The organism is Chryseobacterium sp. OV279 (assembly GCF_900128945.1).
Classification (GTDB): Bacteria; Bacteroidota; Bacteroidia; order Flavobacteriales; family Weeksellaceae; genus Chryseobacterium.
On the sequence record NZ_FQUD01000001.1, the window covers coordinates 1353450 to 1372000 of the forward strand.

At 37.7% G+C, this 18551-nt stretch carries 16 protein-coding genes; 11 read left to right on the plus strand and 5 right to left on the minus strand.

The genetic code is table 11. From position 1 onward, the window contains the following. The first annotated feature begins 63 nt into the window (after nt 1-63). The 3 genes from BUA72_RS06100 to BUA72_RS06110 all read left to right on the plus strand — a co-directional run bounded on the left by BUA72_RS06100 (nt 64) and on the right by BUA72_RS06110 (nt 2441). The gene (locus BUA72_RS06100; RefSeq protein WP_072922185.1) at nt 64-1029 is read left to right on the plus strand and encodes a glycoside hydrolase family 19 protein; all 966 of its coding nucleotides are present in this window, start codon (nt 64-66) and stop codon (nt 1027-1029) included. Next, complete coding sequence (locus BUA72_RS06105) at nt 956-1420, plus strand: hypothetical protein (RefSeq protein ID WP_072922186.1); 465 nt, start codon at nt 956-958, stop codon at nt 1418-1420. Before BUA72_RS06100 ends, BUA72_RS06105 begins: the two co-directional genes overlap by 74 nt. Before the next feature lie 76 nt (nt 1421-1496). After that, complete coding sequence (locus BUA72_RS06110; RefSeq protein ID WP_072922187.1) at nt 1497-2441, plus strand: hypothetical protein; 945 nt, start codon at nt 1497-1499, stop codon at nt 2439-2441. 116 nt (nt 2442-2557) lie between these two features. Here BUA72_RS06110 and BUA72_RS06115 read toward each other — a convergent pair whose 3' ends face one another. Together BUA72_RS06115 and BUA72_RS06120 are read right to left on the minus strand one after the other, a co-directional pair. Continuing rightward, nucleotides 2558-3367, minus strand: coding sequence for a DUF4249 domain-containing protein (locus BUA72_RS06115; protein ID WP_072922188.1), 810 nt, complete (start codon nt 3365-3367; stop codon nt 2558-2560). A gap of 3 nt (nt 3368-3370) precedes the next feature. Beyond that, entirely contained in the window at nt 3371-5710 is a 2340-nt protein-coding gene (locus BUA72_RS06120; RefSeq protein ID WP_072922189.1) for a TonB-dependent receptor, read from the minus strand. A gap of 715 nt (nt 5711-6425) precedes the next feature. Here BUA72_RS06120 and BUA72_RS06130 point away from each other — a divergent pair. From BUA72_RS06130 to BUA72_RS06150, 5 genes are all read left to right on the plus strand, one after another. Beyond that, nucleotides 6426-7061 (plus strand): LysE family translocator, encoded by a 636-nt coding sequence (locus BUA72_RS06130; RefSeq protein WP_072922191.1) that lies wholly within the window; start codon nt 6426-6428, stop codon nt 7059-7061. A gap of 239 nt (nt 7062-7300) precedes the next feature. Further along, complete coding sequence (locus BUA72_RS06135; RefSeq protein WP_072922192.1) at nt 7301-8839, plus strand: T9SS type A sorting domain-containing protein; 1539 nt, start codon at nt 7301-7303, stop codon at nt 8837-8839. A gap of 160 nt (nt 8840-8999) precedes the next feature. Further along, nucleotides 9000-9872 carry an AraC family transcriptional regulator gene (locus BUA72_RS06140; RefSeq protein ID WP_072922502.1) on the plus strand — a complete coding sequence of 291 codons (873 nt, stop codon included), beginning with the start codon at nt 9000-9002 and terminating at the stop codon, nt 9870-9872. Between the two features lie 81 nt (nt 9873-9953). Beyond that, nucleotides 9954-10676: a siderophore-interacting protein gene (locus tag BUA72_RS06145; RefSeq protein WP_072922193.1), complete on the plus strand. Its 723-nt coding sequence runs from the start codon at nt 9954-9956 to the stop codon at nt 10674-10676. 148 nt (nt 10677-10824) lie between these two features. After that, a complete protein-coding gene (locus tag BUA72_RS06150; RefSeq protein ID WP_072922194.1) occupies nt 10825-11889 on the plus strand; it encodes a PD-(D/E)XK nuclease family protein in 1065 nt (354 codons plus the stop codon). Nucleotides 11890-11971: 82 nt separating this feature from the next. Here the strand turns inward: BUA72_RS06150 and BUA72_RS06155 are convergent, their stop codons facing one another. Further along, nucleotides 11972-13144 (minus strand): T9SS type A sorting domain-containing protein, encoded by a 1173-nt coding sequence (locus tag BUA72_RS06155; protein WP_139259539.1) that lies wholly within the window; start codon nt 13142-13144, stop codon nt 11972-11974. A 565-nt stretch (nt 13145-13709) separates the two neighbouring features. Between BUA72_RS06155 and BUA72_RS06160 the strand changes: the two genes are divergently transcribed. Together BUA72_RS06160 and BUA72_RS06165 are read left to right on the plus strand one after the other, a co-directional pair. Beyond that, complete coding sequence (locus BUA72_RS06160; protein WP_072922196.1) at nt 13710-14762, plus strand: hypothetical protein; 1053 nt, start codon at nt 13710-13712, stop codon at nt 14760-14762. A 17-nt stretch (nt 14763-14779) separates the two neighbouring features. Next, a complete protein-coding gene (locus BUA72_RS06165; RefSeq protein ID WP_083544122.1) occupies nt 14780-15295 on the plus strand; it encodes a hypothetical protein in 516 nt (171 codons plus the stop codon). A 54-nt stretch (nt 15296-15349) separates the two neighbouring features. Here the strand turns inward: BUA72_RS06165 and BUA72_RS06170 are convergent, their stop codons facing one another. Next, the gene (locus BUA72_RS06170) at nt 15350-16117 is read right to left on the minus strand and encodes a methyltransferase domain-containing protein (RefSeq protein ID WP_072922504.1); all 768 of its coding nucleotides are present in this window, start codon (nt 16115-16117) and stop codon (nt 15350-15352) included. A 382-nt stretch (nt 16118-16499) separates the two neighbouring features. Continuing rightward, nucleotides 16500-16970 (minus strand): Lrp/AsnC family transcriptional regulator, encoded by a 471-nt coding sequence (locus BUA72_RS06175; protein ID WP_072922197.1) that lies wholly within the window; start codon nt 16968-16970, stop codon nt 16500-16502. A 142-nt stretch (nt 16971-17112) separates the two neighbouring features. On the opposite strand from BUA72_RS06175, the gene BUA72_RS06180 reads away from it, so the two are divergent. After that, on the plus strand, nt 17113-18501 hold the full coding sequence (locus tag BUA72_RS06180) for an MFS transporter (protein ID WP_072922198.1): 1389 nt from the start codon (nt 17113-17115) through the stop codon (nt 18499-18501). Nucleotides 18502-18551 lie beyond the last annotated feature (50 nt).

The following is an 18551-nucleotide window of genomic DNA, read 5'->3' on the forward strand; positions in this document are numbered from 1 at the left end:
ACGGCTAAAGTACAGGACAATTATGTACTGTTAAAAAAATCAACCTTACCGGGAATAGGCAAAATGCCGGGTAATATACCTCCTGAAACCGGAAAGATAGAGTTTGTAACTTCAGGACAGATCAACGAGCCTGAAAGTGTTGATGCGAAGGGCGCGCCCGTGCCGGAGGAGAAAGATGATAAAAAATGTTTCTGTGAAAAAGATTTTACAGAGGAGGATATTAAGTCTTTCTACAACTCTAAAAAATTATTTACTGCTAAAAACTGCCCATTACCGGATGGAATGAAAACATATAAGGCTTTTACGGATGCTTTAAATAAAGCGATGAAAGATAATAATATCAATACATGCCTTAGAAAAGCCCACTTTCTTGCACAGATTGAAACTGAATCTGATAGACTTAATACAACAATGGAATATGCTTCAGGATGGGATTATGATCATTCCACCCATCAGGAAGGGTATGAAAGCTTTAAACCTTATGTAAACTATAAAAAAGATAAAAAACTAAGTGCTGAGTTTCATAAAAAATTTAATGCTCAGGAAATAAAACAAATTCAAAGAGCCTACAACAGATATAATGAATGTATAAAACATGGACATAATTTTAAGGGTTATGGGCCAAAGTATAAAGGGAAAGGCTTGATACAATTGACATGGAAAGACACTTATGAAAAATATTTTAAGCATATTGGTAAGAAAGAATTGATTGATACACCTGAAGTTGTGGCAAACGATTTAACTTACACCTGTGATTCGGCGGCCTGGTTTTGGGATGATAGACAACTTGGAAATTATGCTGATAAAGATGATCTCATTTTTATTTCTGTTAGAATAAATGGAGGATTAAATGGTTTTGATCACAGAAAAACTAATGTAAAATCGATTATTAAATTAATGAAAATCGAAGAGAAATGCAAAACCAATAAATTAAAACCTATAGGTACCTATACATATGAAACAAGCGGAATTAAAAATCTTAAATGGGGTAAAAATAATAAAGCCAAAATCAAAAAACTTGATGATTAGGCTGTTGTTGTTACTTATATTTTTTTTAACCTCTAATTTTAGCTATTCTCAAAACATAAGGGGGATATACAATTCTATTGAGCCTAAATGCAAACTCAATCTAAAAATAGACAATGATAATAGCTTTGTTTTTAGTATAGGTAAAATAAAAAATAAGAAGGGAATTGTCAATATTTCTAAGGAAGATAAGGTTATTTATTTGGATTTCAGCGATGGTATAGGCGCTATGTTTTCTAATGATACAATTTCTATCCAAAATTCAGGTAATTCCATGAATCCATATGTACATTTTAAGGAATGTAACGATATGTATATTCATCTGGTTAAGAAAAATAAGGTATTGGTTAATAAAAAATATCTGATAAGATGTTCAAAAAAAAATATTGAATAAATTTTTAGCAGCAATCTGGATTTATGGTTGGGTCGCCGGATACACCATATTTTGGAAAAAAATAAAAGTTTAATTAATGAAAAACTTAACCTATTTATTACTTATTCTGTTGACCGTTCCTGCATTTTTTTTTGCACAGGCACCCAAACCATATACCATAACTTACATCGTTAATAAAACCATTGATAAGAGAGAATATGTGGATGACCGGAGAATAGATAAGAAAGATAAAATAAGTACCAATACCTTAATTTACATATTCAATACAAAAAAAGACAGTATATCTTTTTATGATTTCAATGACTCTCAGGTATCAGAAAAGAAAGTTCCCAATTTATGTACTTTAACCAAGAATCAGAATGTCCTTTCGTTAAATTATAAAAACGAAAGTTACACTACAAAACTTAATATTGCATTCAAAGATGATGATAAGGCAGTGTTAATTGAGGATAAAGATATCTTTTACTTAAATGATTCTTATTATAAATATATCCGTAAAAGCATTGGTGACAATTTAAATATTCCCGATCTGATTGACTTTTTAGAAGACTTTTTGCCAGGCTATAATCTTGATGATTTAAAATATATTTCATCCTACGAAAAATATAAACATAAAGATTTTAAAATACTAAAAGGATATATGGAATCTTACAGAACGCAGGCAAGTGACTATCTGGATCAATGGAATATAAAGTTTTTATATAATGAAGCAGGGATTCCGAAATATACCTTAAAAGAATCTAAAGAGGGAGATCAGGAAATAGAGAAAAAACTGGTTTCTTCATCTAAAGGAATTTTTAAATATACAAAGCATACCAATATCGAAAGCAGACTTATAACTGACCATGAAATTCTGATAGATACTAACAAAAAGACTTACGAAGAAAAAGTAACATCACTTCAGGTGGGACTTGGCAAAGAAACTAGATTTGAAGCTAAACCGATCTCCTATAAAAGTTTTCTTTCAAAAGAATTTATTCTAACCTCAGGCAGTATTTCAAAATTAAAGTCAGCAAAATAAATTAAGATTATAGAAAAAGTTCAGATAAGTTGCTACAGTGAATTACTCTGAAAGAACGTACGAAAAAGGCCATCCCAAATCTGGAATAGCCTTTATTATACTTAAGTCATCGCAATCTATTGAATTACAAATGTCTTTTTCTGTGTCGTATGCGCTGAGAAATATCCCAAAGCACCATTGTTGATATTACTTGGAGGATTGGAAGGCGTAACACCTGCTCCTCCGTCGTCTGTGATCTGCAGTAAAGCAGAATAATAGGTGAAGATATTATGATCGATAGACTGCATTTCTACATAAATCGTATCTCCCGGAACTACTTTGTGGTCAGTAGGATCTTTGTCATCATCCTCATTCGGAAGGAAAAGAGGTCTCTGATTCACCATTCCGTTATTGATATTATCTGAAAATACTTCAAAGGTCTTTTTCGTCATATTATTGACCGTAAAATTGAAGAGGTAACGGTTTCCCAATGCAATCGGATCCGTAAAAACAGGTAAAAGAGTATACGTAGTTTCACCTCCAAAATTAAACGAATCCTGAGTCAGACCGTCAAAATTCACCACTTCAGGCATCGTGCTTTGAGCGGTGTATTCTTTTCCTTCAGCCTGAATTTTCAGCGTATAGGTACGCCCTGTTACACCTGTAAAATTCGTGGTTTTATACTTTCCGTCACCTACGTACTGTAAAGTTTCCGTTTGTCCGGTATTATCGCTTAAAACAACCTGAGCTCCGGTAACAGCCGGATATTGGTTGTTTTGTGTAAATGCCACCGACTTCGTTATTCTGACAAAATAAGGTCCGGCCTGATTCGTGATATTACCTTCTATGACGATGTTTCCGCTCTTGTCGTCCAGGTCCAGATCAATCTCCTTTTCACAAGAAGTTACTATAAACAGGGACAATATGATAAAAATAATATTCTTCATGATCTAAAATTTGAAATTATAAGTGATGTTCGGTACCCAACGGAACAGGGAAGTCTGCATAGCGCGGGTGGTTCCCGGGTTGTTCGGATTGTCTTCAAACGTAATGGTGTAGGCATTTTCACGGCCGTAGAGGTTATAAATACCAAATGACCACGATCCTTTGAAACGTTTAGTGGATTCCGGCTCATACGTAGCACTCAGGTCCATTCTGTGGTAGGCTGGCATACGGTCCGCATTTCTGCTGCTGTACTGGAAAATAGTCTGTCCGTTCAGTTCGTATTTCGCAGTAGGGAAAGTCACCGCATTTCCTGTGCTGTAAAGGAATAATCCTGATAGAGACCATTTCTTACTCAGTTCATAGGTCGCCACGATAGAAAGATCATGGGTCTTGTCCATTCTTGCATTGTACCAGTCATTATCATTGATGCCGTTTATTTTTCTTTCCGTTTTAGACAGGGTGTAAGAAATCCATCCAGTCAGTCTTCCGCTTTTCTTCTTGGCGATAAGCTCTAAACCATAGGCTCTTCCTTTACCGTACAGTAATTCACTTTCTACATCAGCTGCCGTGTCAAACGAGATCTGAGCACCGTTTTTAAAGTCGATCTGATTCTGCATAGATTTGTAATAAATCTCAGCATTCACTTCATAATTATTGTTCTTGAAATTCCGGCTGTATCCCGCACTGATTTGATCTGCTATTTCCGGCTTTACACTGTAGCTGCTTCCGATCCATTGGTCGGTAGGATTTCCGCTGCTGCTGTTGCTCAGAAGGTGTAAATTCTGCGTATTTCGGGAATATCCTGCCTTGATGCTGCTTACCTCATTGATACGGTAATTGGCTGTCACTCTAGGCTCAAGATTGAAATACGTTTTTCCGAATTTTCCTTTCTCTAGAAACCTGCTTTCCGTAATCACATCGCCTTCGTAGGTATTATAAGTATCACCTCCTAAAACACTGAACGTAGAAAGTCTTAAACCATAATTAACCGTAAGTTTATCATTGGCTTTAAAATCATCATTAATATACACCGCATTCTCCCACGATTTTCTAGGGTTTCTTGGAAAGCTGCTCACACTCGTTCCCGAAGCGCTGCTTGGCGTAATGGTGTGGTAAATAGACTGTAGTCCGAAACGTACAGAATGCTTATTTCCGGCAAACCATGTGAAATCTTGCTTAAGGTTCCAGTCCTCAATCTGTGAATCTAAACCAAAAGTATTGTCATTACTTTTAAGGCTTATTTTATAATTGTAATTGCTGTAAATAAATGACGTATTGGAGAACAATTTACTGTTGATAATACTGTTCCATCTCAATGTAGCGGTTGTATTCCCCCAGTCTGTAGAGAATGTGTCTCCTAAGCCCAAAACATCCCTTCCAAAATATCCCGACAGATAAAGACGGTTGTTTTCATTAATCTGATAATTGGCTTTTAAATTTAAATCATAGAAATAAAGCTTACTGTCTTTGAAATCCTCACTTCCTTTAAGAAAAAGGTCAGCATAAGTTCTTCTTCCTGATACAATGAATGATGACTTTTCCTTTTGAAGAGGACCTTCCACGCTCAGTCTGCTGCTGATCAGTCCGATCCCTCCATTCACATTGTAGTCCTTATTGTTTCCGTCTTTCATTTTAACATCCATCACAGAAGAAAGACGCCCTCCGTATTGGGCAGGGCTGTTTCCTTTAATGATACTGGCATCTTTCAAGGCATCACTGTTGAACGTACTGAAGAAACCAAGTAAGTGCGAAGCATTATAAACAGGCGCCTCATCCAGTAAGATCAGGTTCTGATCCGTAGCACCGCCTCTTACACTGAATCCGCTGCTTCCTTCACCGTTGCTTTTGATACCCGGTAAAAGCTGAATCGTCTTCATCACATCCTTTTCCCCGAATAAAACAGGTAGTTTTTCTATATTCTTGATGCTTAACGTTTCAGTTCCCATCTGGGCTGTAGAAAGGTTTTTATCCTTTTTAACCCCTGAAATAATCACTTCATCAATTTTTCCTACTTTTTCGCTCCCTTTTTCCTCCTGATTTAGCGGAAGATCCAGTTTGGTATTCTGTTCCACCTTTACAGGCAGTTCAAAATCCTTATAACCGGGATACGAAACAATCAGGGTATAACTTCCCTCAGGAAGGGATAATGAGTAAAAGCCATATTCATTGGCAACCACCGCAATAGACGGGTCTTCACTCACTTTTACGGTAACCCCGATCAGCAGTTCCCCATTTTTGTGATCTTTCACGGTACCGCTTACGGAGTATTTTTGCTGCGCAAAGGCCAGGGAGCTGAAACAGAGGACAGCAGCCGTAGCGGCAGTTTTAAAAAACAATTTTTGCATTGAGTTTAAATTTTAATGTAGTAGAAGTCTATCAAATAGTCTATTTAATGGGGTGGATGTTACAGAAAATTAGAATAATGAAACTTTAAATGTTAGATATAGGTTCTCAGTTTACTGTCAAACGTAAAAAAGCAACCGATATTACTGTCTTTGAAAAAAAAATGTGGTATTATACACCTTGAAGCGAAATATTTGTTCTTCAGTGCTTTGTGTGGAGGCCTGTTGTGGGAAGGTTGTGCTGGAAAAAGAGTGTTTTTTTGAGATCGTATTGATACGCGCCGGCTTTCCGTTTTTGTGTAGAATAAATAGGCTGCATGTGGTCATCTGGTTCATAGTTTTGGTGGTTATTCTGAAAAAAGTGGAAAATTCCCTCTTTCGGGAATACAAAAATAGCAAAATACCTTTACCAAGCTTATAATTAATTATTATCTTTTGGTAATAAACGGGATAGCCCGATGGTTTTGCAGAATTTAACTTTTCATTCTCGATAGGCATAGGGTCATTGTATGGCGCAAAACTATGCTTAAAAGAGTCTACAGATGTTCGGAATTATCGAGACGAACGTATTTTTTTATCCATTTCAGGATTTTAAACCTTGATAGGGTTCTCCAGAGCAAATAATTACGAAATGATGTATATTTGTAAATGAATTTTTTTTAATGCCGGGGTAGCATTTTCCCGGTTACGTTCCACACAAATAAATGACAGGTAAAAGATGATTCCACTTCACGACCTTCTGTTTTTTGTTCTGGCAGCCCTTATTTTAGTCATAAGTCCCGGACCTAACATGATTTATTTAATTTCAAAATCAATTACCCAGGGAAAAAAATCAGGACTTATTTCACTGGCCGGCGTAGTTTGCGGTTTTCTGTTTCACATTGTGATGGTTTCTTTTGGTCTCACGGCAGTATTGCTGGCAGTTCCGGTGGCTTACACAATTCTGAAAACACTTGGAACGGTGTATCTTTTATATCTGGCTTATCAGGCAATTAAACCAAAAAGTAAGAATATATTTGAGGTAGACAGCACCGGCAGACATGATGGTCCTAAAAAGCTGTTCACCATTGGCTTCCTGACCAATGTCCTCAATCCAAAAGTAGCCATATTCTATTTGTCTTTTTTTCCACAGTTCATCAAGCCAGAATACGGTTCCGTCCTCACTCAGAGCTTGGAACTGGGCGTGATACAGACTTTTATAAGCTTCAGTGTTAATTTTATCATTGTCCTAACCGCCGCAAAAGTAGCCGTATTTTTCGCAGGAAATCCTTTCTGGGTAAAGATTCAGAAATGGTTTATGGCGAGTGTCTTAACCTTTTTAGCTGTGAAAATGGCGTTTTCAAAAGCTAAATAAACAGAATAATCATAAGTTTTTTCCTATCAGCTTTTCACAGGGACGGAATGATTTCTAAAGAATTTTGCTGTCTTCTTTTAAGCCTTTCCATTTTGAAGGGGAGGTAACTTTATCCTATTGATTTATAAAAAAAACTGATTAGAGTCAGTCTGCTTCTGATCAATCTATAGAAAGGATTGTTTACTTTTGCGCCGTGTTAGAAATGACACCAATTATAAAAAAACAATAATCATTATTTAATGAAAAAAATTATATCCTTTTTAGCCTGCCTGTTTTTTCTTCAGGGCTTTGCTCAGTCACTTGCATGGTGGAATTATGACTCACTTCAGAATATGTACTCTTATTCCTTGGGGATCAACAGGGTAGATGGTAATGGTAACGTTTATCTGCTATATTCGGCCACTCCCGAAAGGTTTAGAAGTTATACAGTCTATATAGAAAAATATACGCCGCAGGGGGCTCGTGATTCCAGTTTTGGAGCCAATGGCGTTCTGAATCTTAATACGCTGCTGGGATATTCGTCTTCTGAAGAGCCGCCTGTATTTTCTTTTGAGGTGACGGAAAGTAACAAAGTTTTACTGCTTATGGGAACACCCAATAACGGTAGTCCAAAGCTTTTACGACTGAATGGAGACGGTACGGTAGACCAGAGTTATGGGACTGCCGGGACTAAACAGATTTTTACAGATCCTTTGAAATACAGCAAACATTATAGATCAGGTTTATACAAAGTAGGAACACAGTATTTTATTTCACATAATTATTCGGATCTTCAGGACAAGCCTAGGGGAGAGATCGGATGCTTTAACGAATCCGGAGAGCTACAGACAGGAATGTTTGATCAGGGACTTAAACAGATCGATTATGGGAGTACCTATGCTTATACCCAGATCCAGAGTATGGTGGTTTCAGGATCTTATCTGTATGTCCAGGGAGTCGGATACATTGGCTCTACACCAAATAGCCGGATCAGCAGAATAGAAGCAGCATCCGGAATTCAGGACAACGCCTATGTCTATAATCCTAATCTGAATATTTCTTTCAACAATACCTATATTTTCCCAGACGGTAAAGCCGTTGTAGGAAACAGCACGTCCGTAAGTTCATCAAGAACAGATTTAAAACTGAAAAAATACCGGGCAGACGGTACAGTTGATACTTCCTTCGGAACCAATGGCGAACTCAGCTTAGGGTATCCTTGGATTTCACTTAATTTTTCCAAAATACAGGGGCTTCCTAACGGAGATTTTATTGTGGGCATTGCTTACGTCTCTACAGCAAGTTCAGGAAACAGGCGCAACGCTTTGATTTATGTAAAAAGTAACGGAGAGATCAACAGCAGTTTTGGTGGAAATATTCCTAATAACGGAATACCAATTCCTGGATTTTTTGGTCTTATTGGTTACTACGGATATAATACTTCTTTCACTTTAAAGCCTGAGTATTTAATGGTAACGGCCAGCAGGTCATATATGGGGACAGGTCTTGCTACCTGTAGGGTCAATTTTAATTACAGTACATTGTCTTCAGATGAAGTCAGTAAATCATATACTTTCAGTTTCCATCCGAATCCTGTGAAGTCAGTGGGTACGTTAACAGTAAAGGATAACAGCGAAGCTACCTTCAGTCTCTCTGATTCCAGCGGAAAGCTTATTTTCAGAAACCAGACCTTCAGAAATAAAAGAGAGATTGATTTTTCTATGCTCACCAGTGGAGTCTACTATCTGAATATTAAACAGAAGGATAAAGAAAGCACCCAGAAGATTATAAAAGAATAATCATATTAGAATAAAGCGCTCAGGTAATACACTTATCTGAGCGTTTTATTTGCAGTCATTCGCTGGTTCATTGCCACAATTTTATATTTTATTTAAAGGATAATTGCTTTCAGTTTCGTCTGTTCTAATGAATATTTCTAATTTTACTCCACTTTTAAAGATGAAACAAAGCATTCCAACCTACGATCTGACCGGCATTACGCAGCATGGTATTCTGATTGAAAGGATTGAAAAACGCAAGATGAGTACGGAAGATAATCTTTTTGATAAAGGAATTCACCGTGACAGTCATTATATTTTTACATTTCTTGAAAGTGGACGTGCTAAAATGATGGTCGATTTTAAAACAATTGAAGCTCACGGTTCTGCTGTTTTCTTTCTGCTTCCCGGGCAGGTTCATGAAGGCATTTTAATGGAAGAGGTTAGCGGATGGTTTATTGCGGTTAAAGCAGATCTGCTGTCCGATACCGTGAGATCTGTTTTTGAAGAATCATTGGTAGATATTCAGCCTGTTTCAATTGATGACGATTGGCTTGAAAAACTGAATTCATGCGCGGAAATACTGAAAAGATCCTGTACAGAAGAAATGCTGAACTCAAAAGAAGGGTTTTTAGTTGTCAGATCTTTAATAAATGCTTTTACAGGAATGTATGCGATGGTTTTTTTAAGCGAAAATAAATGTGAAATATCCACTGAAAGCCGTGCTGTCCAACTGACCAGAAAGTTCAGGATTCTGATAAGGAAAGAATTTAAAACCATGAAAAGCCCATCAGTCTACGCCGGACTTTTGAATATCTCCCCGGGTTATCTTTCTGAAGTCATCCGTGAAGTGACCGGAAAATCTGCCCAACACTGGATTCAACAGGAAATTTTAATAGAAGCTAAAAGGTTACTGTCCTTCACTCAGCTTACGGTTAAAGAAATTGCTTATGAATTGGGATACAGCGATCATACCTATTTTTCACGTTTGTTTTCCAGAACGGAAGGTTTTCCGCCATCGGAATTCCGGGACAAAAACCGCAGGAAGAAGTAAACCGCGAATAGTCCAATCAATTCCCTGAAACAGCTATCGGTCCGCACTCGTTTTGCGCTTTCCTTTGTATTAAAATAATTTATGCCAAGCTTACCAAAATGGATCAATGATACGTTAGAAAATGTCATGTCCTCCAAGTTTAAAGAATGCACCGTTATCCATACAGAACCCGTTTCCAATGATCTTCGCCTTGTCCGTTTTGCTTCCGATCTGGAAGATGTTCCTTTTGAACCGGCGTATGCCATAGGAATAAGAGTGAACGAAAGGGATTACCGTAATTATTCACCATTCAATTTTAATAAACACGCCGGAACTTTCGATGTACTGTTTCATCTTCATGACACAGACTCAGTGGGCGGCCGCTTTGCCAATAACCTTTCAGAAGGAGATACTACAAAAATTTTAATGCCCCGGGGAAAACGATTTTTTGAAATTAATGCAGAAATTCATTTCTCTATCGGTGATGAAACTTCTCTGGGAAGTTCCCTTTCCATCAAAGAAGCAGCTGAAGAAATCGGTGGCTCATTTGTATGCCTCCACGAGCTGGAAGATTCTTCCGCATTAAAAGATCTGGAATTATACGGCTATCATGCTCCCAAAAATGATATCCAAAACATTATGGAAGCCATCAACGACTTTTTAAAAGAAGAAAAAGAAGCCATTTACAACAACGAAGTGGTTTTCTACCTTACCGGAAACGGAAGTACCATGTCCGTCATCCGGAAATTCCTTAAAGCAAAGGGCGTGGATGGGAAGTGTTTGAGATCGCAGGCGTATTGGATGGAGGGGAAGAGGGGGCTGTAGAAGCTTTTATGGATATATGAGTGTTAGATCAGTTGATTTTAATTGAGAATTTGAACTTAAGCGGGCGGTTGTAATTGATTATTCTTTTTCTACCTTTGAGTTATAACAAATAAATGGACCGAGTAATAATTTTAAATTGATTTAGTAGATGCATTATTCATTAAAGGAATTGGAAGGGGCATTGAGCTCTGTTCCCCAATTTATTTTTGAAAAAGAGAAAAATATATTTGATGTTGGTACAAGAGGCTTTTATGAAAATCCTTTTACTGATGTTTTGGCTTATATTCTGGATTCAAAGTCGGAATATAAAGGGCGCAATTTATTTATTAAATATCTTTTGCAGGATCATTTTCCGGAGGAGGTTGTCAATAGCTTTATGGATAGATGCAGTACGACTACTCAGCATAAAACGAACATGGGGAACCGTATTGATTTATTACTCTACAATAACCGCTATTTAATACTTTTTGAAAATAAAATATACCATACATTGAATAATCCTCTGGAGGATTATAAGGATGATATAACTTCAAAGTACCCGCATCTGGAAAAGTTTTTTGTAATTATGTCTTACAAAAATGAACATGTACCTCAAGACTGGAAGTATATCAATATCCAGAAAATATTTTATAAAATACTAAAAGATCCTTCTACATCATTAAATGATAAGTGGGATTATTTTGTCAAAGATTTTTTATTACAATTCTCAGATAAACAAAAATTAAAAATGGAACAGGATATTACAGAGTTTATCGAAAATAACTTTTCGAAGATTTTAGATGCAAGAGACAAGTTAGATAGCTATATTCAGGGTTTGGCTGAACGGATTAAAAATGAAACGGATTCCACATATCGTATCAATAATAAAAACTGGGCTAAAAATGAAATTGCAATCAGGTTTTATCCTTTTTCAGATGAAAACAGTGCAGCTGAAAATAATAAAACTGAAAACAATGTAACGTTGATTTTTACGGATAATGGGAAGCTAAATGTATCGCCATATTATTATGTAGATTTTAAGGAAAATAGTCAGGATATTCACAAAAGATTAGGTGAAGATAGATATCAATTGTGGGAAGAAGGTAATATTTGTTATCTGAGAATAAATGAAGATTTAAGATATTCTACAATAGAAGAAGCCACGTCTGAAGTGATTGTACAAATTCAAATTATGCGGGAATATTATCGCGAAAAGAAACCTGGGAAAGTATAAATATTTATCTAATATTAAATTTCAAAACGATCAATGGAATCTTCCATTGATCGTCTTTTTTTGAAAATAATATATCAAGAATCTAATCCCGGATAACCATTTTTTTAGAACCTGTCACTTTTCCATCTGTTGTCATTTTATAAACGTACGTTCCGGATGGCAGGTCAGAACCTGAAAGCTTTATGCTACCGTTTCCTTTCTCACGAAGAGGAAGAGATTTCACCAGCTGACCGGAAATATTGTAGACTTCAATGGATGCTGTTTTTGCATTATCGGGCAGATAATAGCTGATGCTTGTTCCGTTTCTGGTAGGATTGGGAACGTTTTGAGAAAGCTGAGCGACATCTGAAGAAGTAAGACTTGTTGAAGTTCCGTTATTCAAAAGCAGTTGTTTTAGTTCTTCTACCGTGTTTTCAAGATTTTTAATGCGGTCTTCCAGCGCTTGAATCGTTTCATCGGAAGTTGCCATTTTGCTGAGTGGGGTGGTTGAAACCATTATATTTCCACTGGCATCAACAACCAGAGCATTTCCACTTCCGGTTGGCAGACTTTCAAATCTTACCGTTCCTACCGTATGGAAAGTGGCTGTTGGATTGAGAGTGAGGATACCCACACTTTTATCCTTGATCAGCATAGTGGCAGTAGGAGATAAGCCAAACATGATGGATAATGGAATATTATTCGTCAGTTTTGCACTTCCTGTTCCGGATCCGATTACAAAAGAACGGTTTCCCGTAGCCGCAAGATCAATTCCGAATCCGCCGGAATACACATCTTTAAGATCAATGCCTACGCCTAATGCAAATTGATTGGAATTTCGGATAATGTTTTTCCAGCCTAATGCTACAGACTTTCCGGCATTATTCATCACCACATTAGCCTGTCCGCCAATAATATTGGCTCCCCCGCCATTACTAAGATCATTTTCCCAGCCGCTCACCAGTGAACTTCCAGCCTGTGAGCCCAAGACATTGGAAATACCATTCACGATGCTTCCTTTTACTTTAGCAACATTAGAGTTATTGACTGCGTCAACGATGAATGAACCTGCCTCGTTTAAAATAGCCTGCCCCGGATTGGACGAAGCCCCGTTAGTTCTGAGAAAAAATGGCCTTGGATCTACCGTGCCGGCATAGTTGGCTGGAGTGATTCCTCCATTTCCGGTAACCTGCCACTGTTGTGCGCTTGCAATTCCTGTTAAAAGCAGCATAGCAGCTGTCAGACCATTTTTCATGGATAATAGTGGTGTTTTCATAAATTTTGAATTTTGATGGTTTTTAGTTATCACTAATGTATGAAATATTATAACCTGAAAATTTATTAATCACTTCAATGTGAGTTTAAATTGATTGTTTAGTGATTAAAATTCAATGATAAAAGGAATAATTTATATTATTTGTAATTTCTATGACTTTTATTTGTAAAATCTAATTAATTGGAAAGGCTTTTCAATAAAGGATTATTTAAAAATATAAGGGGATATTGGTAATAATGAATTGAAAATCATGGTCTTGTTTTTTACTCTTCATACTAAATGCTCTAAAATGAAATTCCTTGATTTTTCTTCTTCAATAATTTAAGATTTAGAATGAATTATTCAACTCAATGATGTTGTTTTCAAAAATAAAATCATTTTTTTTCGCTACCATTTAAGTCCCTTCTATGCCGCCAAATAAGTCTGTTTAATTCAAAAAATAAGAAAGCAGATAGGGATGTGAAAACGAACTTTGGTATGTATCTTGTTCACTGATCCTCTGATGTAGAATTTTATTTTCCCTTCTTTATATTATGTAAAATATATTAATTTATTATAAAATCATATGGATAATTTAAATTTTGGTGCCATTAATAAGAAATTCATTTTCTTGTTAATGGCTCTTTTTTACGGCATTGTGGGAGCACAATGTACAGCTTATACCGGCCAGGCCATGAATCCCGGACAGACCTATTGCCTTACCGGGAACCTTACTTTGGTTAACGATATCATGATTCCTCAGGATGCCCTCCTGATCATTCAGCCGGGAGCTTCCCTTATCGTAAAAGGGATTACGGTGAACGGTAGTTTGGAAATTGGTGATACAGGAAGTGTAAAATCCGAAGGCTCGATTCTGATAGGGGTTTTCGGAAGTCAGAAAAACTCAAAAATAAAGCTGGGAACAAAAGCCTATCTTTCACTTACAGGATCGGTATCACAGGGTGATCCTACATTTTTAGGAACATTTCCGGGGTCTATGTCAACGATTGACATGGGAACCTACAGTGTTGTGGAAATATGCGGAACATTCAGCCAGCAGTCCACCACTTATCCTTTTGTGAATTATGTGGGAGCTCCTTTGGGGAAAGCCTACTGTATTGCAAAAGCACAGGTGAGTGGAGGAGGAACGTCCATATTCAGTAATGACAGTCAGATCGTAGCCATCGCCATGGATACCGTAACAGGATTGCTGCCTGGAAATGCCAGCTTCTGTGGACCAAATGCTACCAAAGCCTCATGTCCGACTCTGTGGCCTGACGGACTTCCAGAAGATAAGTTTGCCTGTGGTTTCGCAGATGAGATTGTTCATGAGTTAGACGATTACTGTACCAAACCTGCAACTTTGGGAACGCCGGACGGTTTTACCAAAATGGGAATCACCGTACAACAGAAAACGACCAGTTGGCCTGAAAATGTTCCAAATGGTTTTCTCGCATTGGAATCAAAAACGAAAGGTTTCGTTATTACCCGGGTACAGCATGTAAGCCAGACACCTCAGTTGGGAGATGCCGTTGCAGAGCCAAAAGAAGGAATGCTGGTGTATGATATTCAGGACCATTGTGTCAAACTGTACAATGGATCCCAGTGGAAATGTATCGAAAGAAGCTGTAATGATTAACTTAATCTGTGAATAATATGAAACCTATAAAAAACATAAGTATAGCCCTGTCATTAGTAGTTTTTAATACTTTTTACGCCCAGGTAGCTATAGAAAAAGAAACTGTTGACGGCAACAGTACAGTATTGGATTTCAATAATACCCCGACCAATACAAAAGGTATTATTCTTCCCGCTACACAGGGACTTCCAACCGGTAGTCCGGCAAACGGAACCTTTGTTTTCGACAAATCCGACGATAAAATAAAGGTGTATGAAAATGATACCTGGAAACCCCTAAGTGATACTGGGAATTCATCTGCAGTTATCGTTAATACTTCGGATGAAACTGGTAATGGAGTAGTGATTGGCACTCAGGCTGGCAGCGCAGATGGTGTACTCGTTCTCGAGTCACCGGATAAAGCAATGATTCTTCCTAAAATATCGGCACCCCATCTCAACGTGAAAAATCCGTATCCCGGAATGATCTGTTATGATACAGCCAGTAAAACATTTGCTGTTTTTGACGGAACCGTTTGGAATTACTGGAAATAATTACAGTGTCAACTGTTCAAAAAAGCCCTGCATGAATGATACGCAGGGCTTTTTTTATTTTTTTCTTCCATACAAAAGAATTCTTTTAAAAGCATAAATGGCAGGAAGTTTCGGGAAACTCTTCTCAATACGCTGTTTAAATTCTGTCGTAAAGATGGTCTGCTGTTCCTCATCAAGTCTTTCCAGATATGGAATCAAAGCGGATCCGGAGATAAATTTGAACAAAGTTTCATGATCCTCCGCGATGATAGGATACACCTTCTGTGATAAATTCAGATCTTCAATACCATTCTCAAACAAAATCTGCGCATATTCATCGATGGTAAGTACGGCAGACGGGCGGTTCCAGCCATTGAGCTGTGTGCGAAAAGGCTCTTCAGTTGCCAGTTCGGAAAGAATAATATTCAGGGTGTTTCCCGGTTGATAAGGCATCTGTACAGCCAGCTGACCGCCGGTATTCAGTTTGGAAATCAGTTTTGGGAAAAGCTCATGATGGTTGTCGGACCATTGCAGAGCCGCATTGCTGAAGATAAGATCCCAGTTTTCATCAGCTTCTAATATGTCTTCTGTTGTTGCCATCCTGAAATGGAGGCGTTCATTTTCCAGTGCCTTAGATTTTTCCAGCATTTCAGGAGACGAATCAATTCCCGTAAAGGTAGCATGAGTCAGCTTGTCCGTAAGTATAGAAGTTTGTTCACCCGTTCCGCAGCCCAGATCTACTGCTTTCATGTCTTTCTCATTGGTGATCAACTCGGCAAGATCATAAAACGGTTTAAAACGGATATCTTTAAATTGATTGTAAATGTCAGGATTCCAGGGCATATTCAGTGATTTTAAATGGATCTTCAATTTAGCAATTACTGAATAGAACAAAGAATTTTAAGTATTAAAAGAATCTTAAAAGAAAGGAAGCGGGAGGATCGGAGCAGGGAGTTACTGGAAGGAGAAAGGGCAATCAATCCTGTTTTTATTGAATATTTAATGTTTATTAAATTAACCTGAATTTTGGTTAAGACACTCTGGTCTTAATAATGGTCTTGGAGCTTGAATCCTTGTCAAGGTTCAAAACCTTGACAAGGGTAGAAAACGTAAGTTAGCCCGACATTCTTATTAAGTTAAATAATTTACATGCAAAAGATCTGAATCAATTCACAGGCTGAAAGTAACTTCCATCTCCCATCTTCCCACTTCCATCCTCAAACTCTTACAAAATCTGTACACTTTCCTTAATACTATTCATCACAAAAATACTCTTCGTCTGCCCGATACCCTCAATTTCAGAAAGCTTATTGACGAAAAACTCATGGAAGTCATCCATATTCGGGGCAAGAATCTTAAGCATAAAATCAAAATCTCCGCTGATGTTGTAAAATTCTACTACTTCCTTTAGCTTACTGACTTCTTCAATGAATTTCCCGGCTGTTTTTTTATTGTGAACATTTAAAGCGATCATGCAGATCACCATCATGTCTTTATTCACTTTTTTACGGTCAACTACGGCAGTGTATTCTTTGATGATTCCGAGCTTTTCCATCCGCTTAATCCGTTCGTGGGTTGGTGTTGGGCTTAAATTAATCCTTGCCGAAACATCACGGACACTCATTTTAGCGTCTTTCTGTAGCAAACGCAGGATGGAAAGGTCTTTTTCGTCGGGGGTATATTGTTCTGCGGTCATTTGTTCTGTTTTTAAGCTTGTTATGAGTGGTTATAGTGTATTTGTTCTTTTTAAGTTGTTTAAATTAAAAATACGTTCCAAATTTAACACATAATTTTGACGTATGTTCTTTTAAAATTAATTTTGCAGGAAATTTGAATCTATGAGTACAAGGAAAAATTTAATATTAATTTTAGCATCGGTAGGAACTTTTGTGGAAGCTTTGGATATTGCCATTATTAATTTAACCATTCCTTCTATTCAGGAGCAGTTCAATATTGGAGCAGAAACGGTACAGTGGCTACAAACCCTGTATGTATTGTTTTTTGGAGGTTTTCTGATCATTGGCGGAAAACTTTCCGATCAGATCGGGCGTAAAAAAGTATTCCTAATAGGAGGCCTGATTTTTATGCTGACTTCTTTGGGAGCAGGGCTTTCGCAGAGCTTTGAAGCTTTAGCCATATTCCGTGCCCTTCAGGGATTGGGAGCAGCTTTGATCATGCCTTCTGCTTTATCTATTGTGACCAATACTTTCAGAGGTGAGCAGGAGCGTAACCGGGCAATTGGAGTTTTCAGTTCGTTTGCTGCCATCGGTTCGGGAAGCGGACTTTCAGTGGGAGGAATTATCAGTACGTATCTGAGCTGGCATTGGGTTTTCCTGATCAATGTTCCTATTCTTTTACTGACTCTGATTTTTGCTTATCAGTATCTGCCTGCGGATGAAAAAAACGAGGCAGGACAAAAAACAGATTTCGTTTCAGGAATGCTGCTGGTTTTCGGACTGTTAAGCCTTACCTACGGAACGCATGAATTGATCCATATCAAAGAGAATCCAATAATGATCGTTGGTTCTCTGATACTTTCTGTTCTGCTTTTGGTAGCGGTATTCATCCGATTGAAGTCTGTAGCTCAGCCACTGATTGATCTGAAGATATTTAAGCACCGGTCTTTAGTGATTTCTAATGCGGTTTTCCTCACATTAGGAGCGTTTTTCATAGGATTTCTGTTTCTTATTTCATTAATGCTTCAGAAAGATATGGGACACAGTGCGGCTTCGGCAGGACTGATGCTGGTGCCGTTCAGTATTATGTCTGCATTGGCAGCGAAATTTATACTGCCTTCTGTTTCTAAAAGACTGAGTTCTTCCCAAATGGGTGTATTCGGTTGGAGTTTTATGCTGGCAGGAGCTTTATCCTTACTGATTGCGGTGTATACAGGACATCCGCTGGCCGTCGTTTTACTGGGAGCAGCATGCATTTCAGGAATCGGAATGACCTTCTGTTTTACGGCGCTTTCGGTGATGGGAATTCAGGATGTAGAACCTTCTCATTATGGGGTGGCATCAAGCTTGAGTTCTACCAGTTACTTTCTGGGAGCGGGTATCGGACTTTCATTTATGACTTTGATGAGTCAGATCTTTCCGTCGAAATATGCGGTTGGAGATTTGAGTTTAATCATTCTGGTAGGCTATGCATTGCTGGCTCTTGGGATGCTCTTGTTTTTTATCTTTAAAAGTTTAAAAATCAGAGAAACGGAAATTGCAGTTTCGTAAAACGGATTAAAAATATACAAACTATATGAGAAAGGATCGGCATTATTGTG

Bases quoted from the DNA above. Each gene is read 5' to 3' on its own strand.
- BUA72_RS06140 (WP_072922502.1), top strand. From the start codon at position 9,000: ATGAAACAAAGCATTCCAACCTACGATCTGACCGGCATTACGCAGCAT.
- BUA72_RS06145 (WP_072922193.1), top strand. From the start codon at position 9,954: ATGCCAAGCTTACCAAAATGGATCAATGATACGTTAGAAAATGTCATG.
- BUA72_RS06160 (WP_072922196.1), top strand. From the start codon at position 13,710: ATGGATAATTTAAATTTTGGTGCCATTAATAAGAAATTCATTTTCTTG.
- BUA72_RS06110 (WP_072922187.1), top strand. From the start codon at position 1,497: ATGAAAAACTTAACCTATTTATTACTTATTCTGTTGACCGTTCCTGCA.
- BUA72_RS06180 (WP_072922198.1), top strand. From the start codon at position 17,113: ATGAGTACAAGGAAAAATTTAATATTAATTTTAGCATCGGTAGGAACT.
- BUA72_RS06165 (WP_083544122.1), top strand. From the start codon at position 14,780: ATGAAACCTATAAAAAACATAAGTATAGCCCTGTCATTAGTAGTTTTT.
- BUA72_RS06115 (WP_072922188.1), bottom strand. From the start codon at position 3,367: ATGAAGAATATTATTTTTATCATATTGTCCCTGTTTATAGTAACTTCT.
- BUA72_RS06100 (WP_072922185.1), top strand. From the start codon at position 64: ATGCCGGGTAATATACCTCCTGAAACCGGAAAGATAGAGTTTGTAACT.
- BUA72_RS06175 (WP_072922197.1), bottom strand. From the start codon at position 16,970: ATGACCGCAGAACAATATACCCCCGACGAAAAAGACCTTTCCATCCTG.
- BUA72_RS06130 (WP_072922191.1), top strand. From the start codon at position 6,426: ATGATTCCACTTCACGACCTTCTGTTTTTTGTTCTGGCAGCCCTTATT.
- BUA72_RS06120 (WP_072922189.1), bottom strand. From the start codon at position 5,710: ATGCAAAAATTGTTTTTTAAAACTGCCGCTACGGCTGCTGTCCTCTGT.
- BUA72_RS06105 (WP_072922186.1), top strand. From the start codon at position 956: ATGAAACAAGCGGAATTAAAAATCTTAAATGGGGTAAAAATAATAAAG.
- BUA72_RS06150 (WP_072922194.1), top strand. From the start codon at position 10,825: ATGCATTATTCATTAAAGGAATTGGAAGGGGCATTGAGCTCTGTTCCC.
- BUA72_RS06170 (WP_072922504.1), bottom strand. From the start codon at position 16,117: ATGCCCTGGAATCCTGACATTTACAATCAATTTAAAGATATCCGTTTT.
- BUA72_RS06155 (WP_139259539.1), bottom strand. From the start codon at position 13,144: ATGAAAACACCACTATTATCCATGAAAAATGGTCTGACAGCTGCTATG.
- BUA72_RS06135 (WP_072922192.1), top strand. From the start codon at position 7,301: ATGAAAAAAATTATATCCTTTTTAGCCTGCCTGTTTTTTCTTCAGGGC.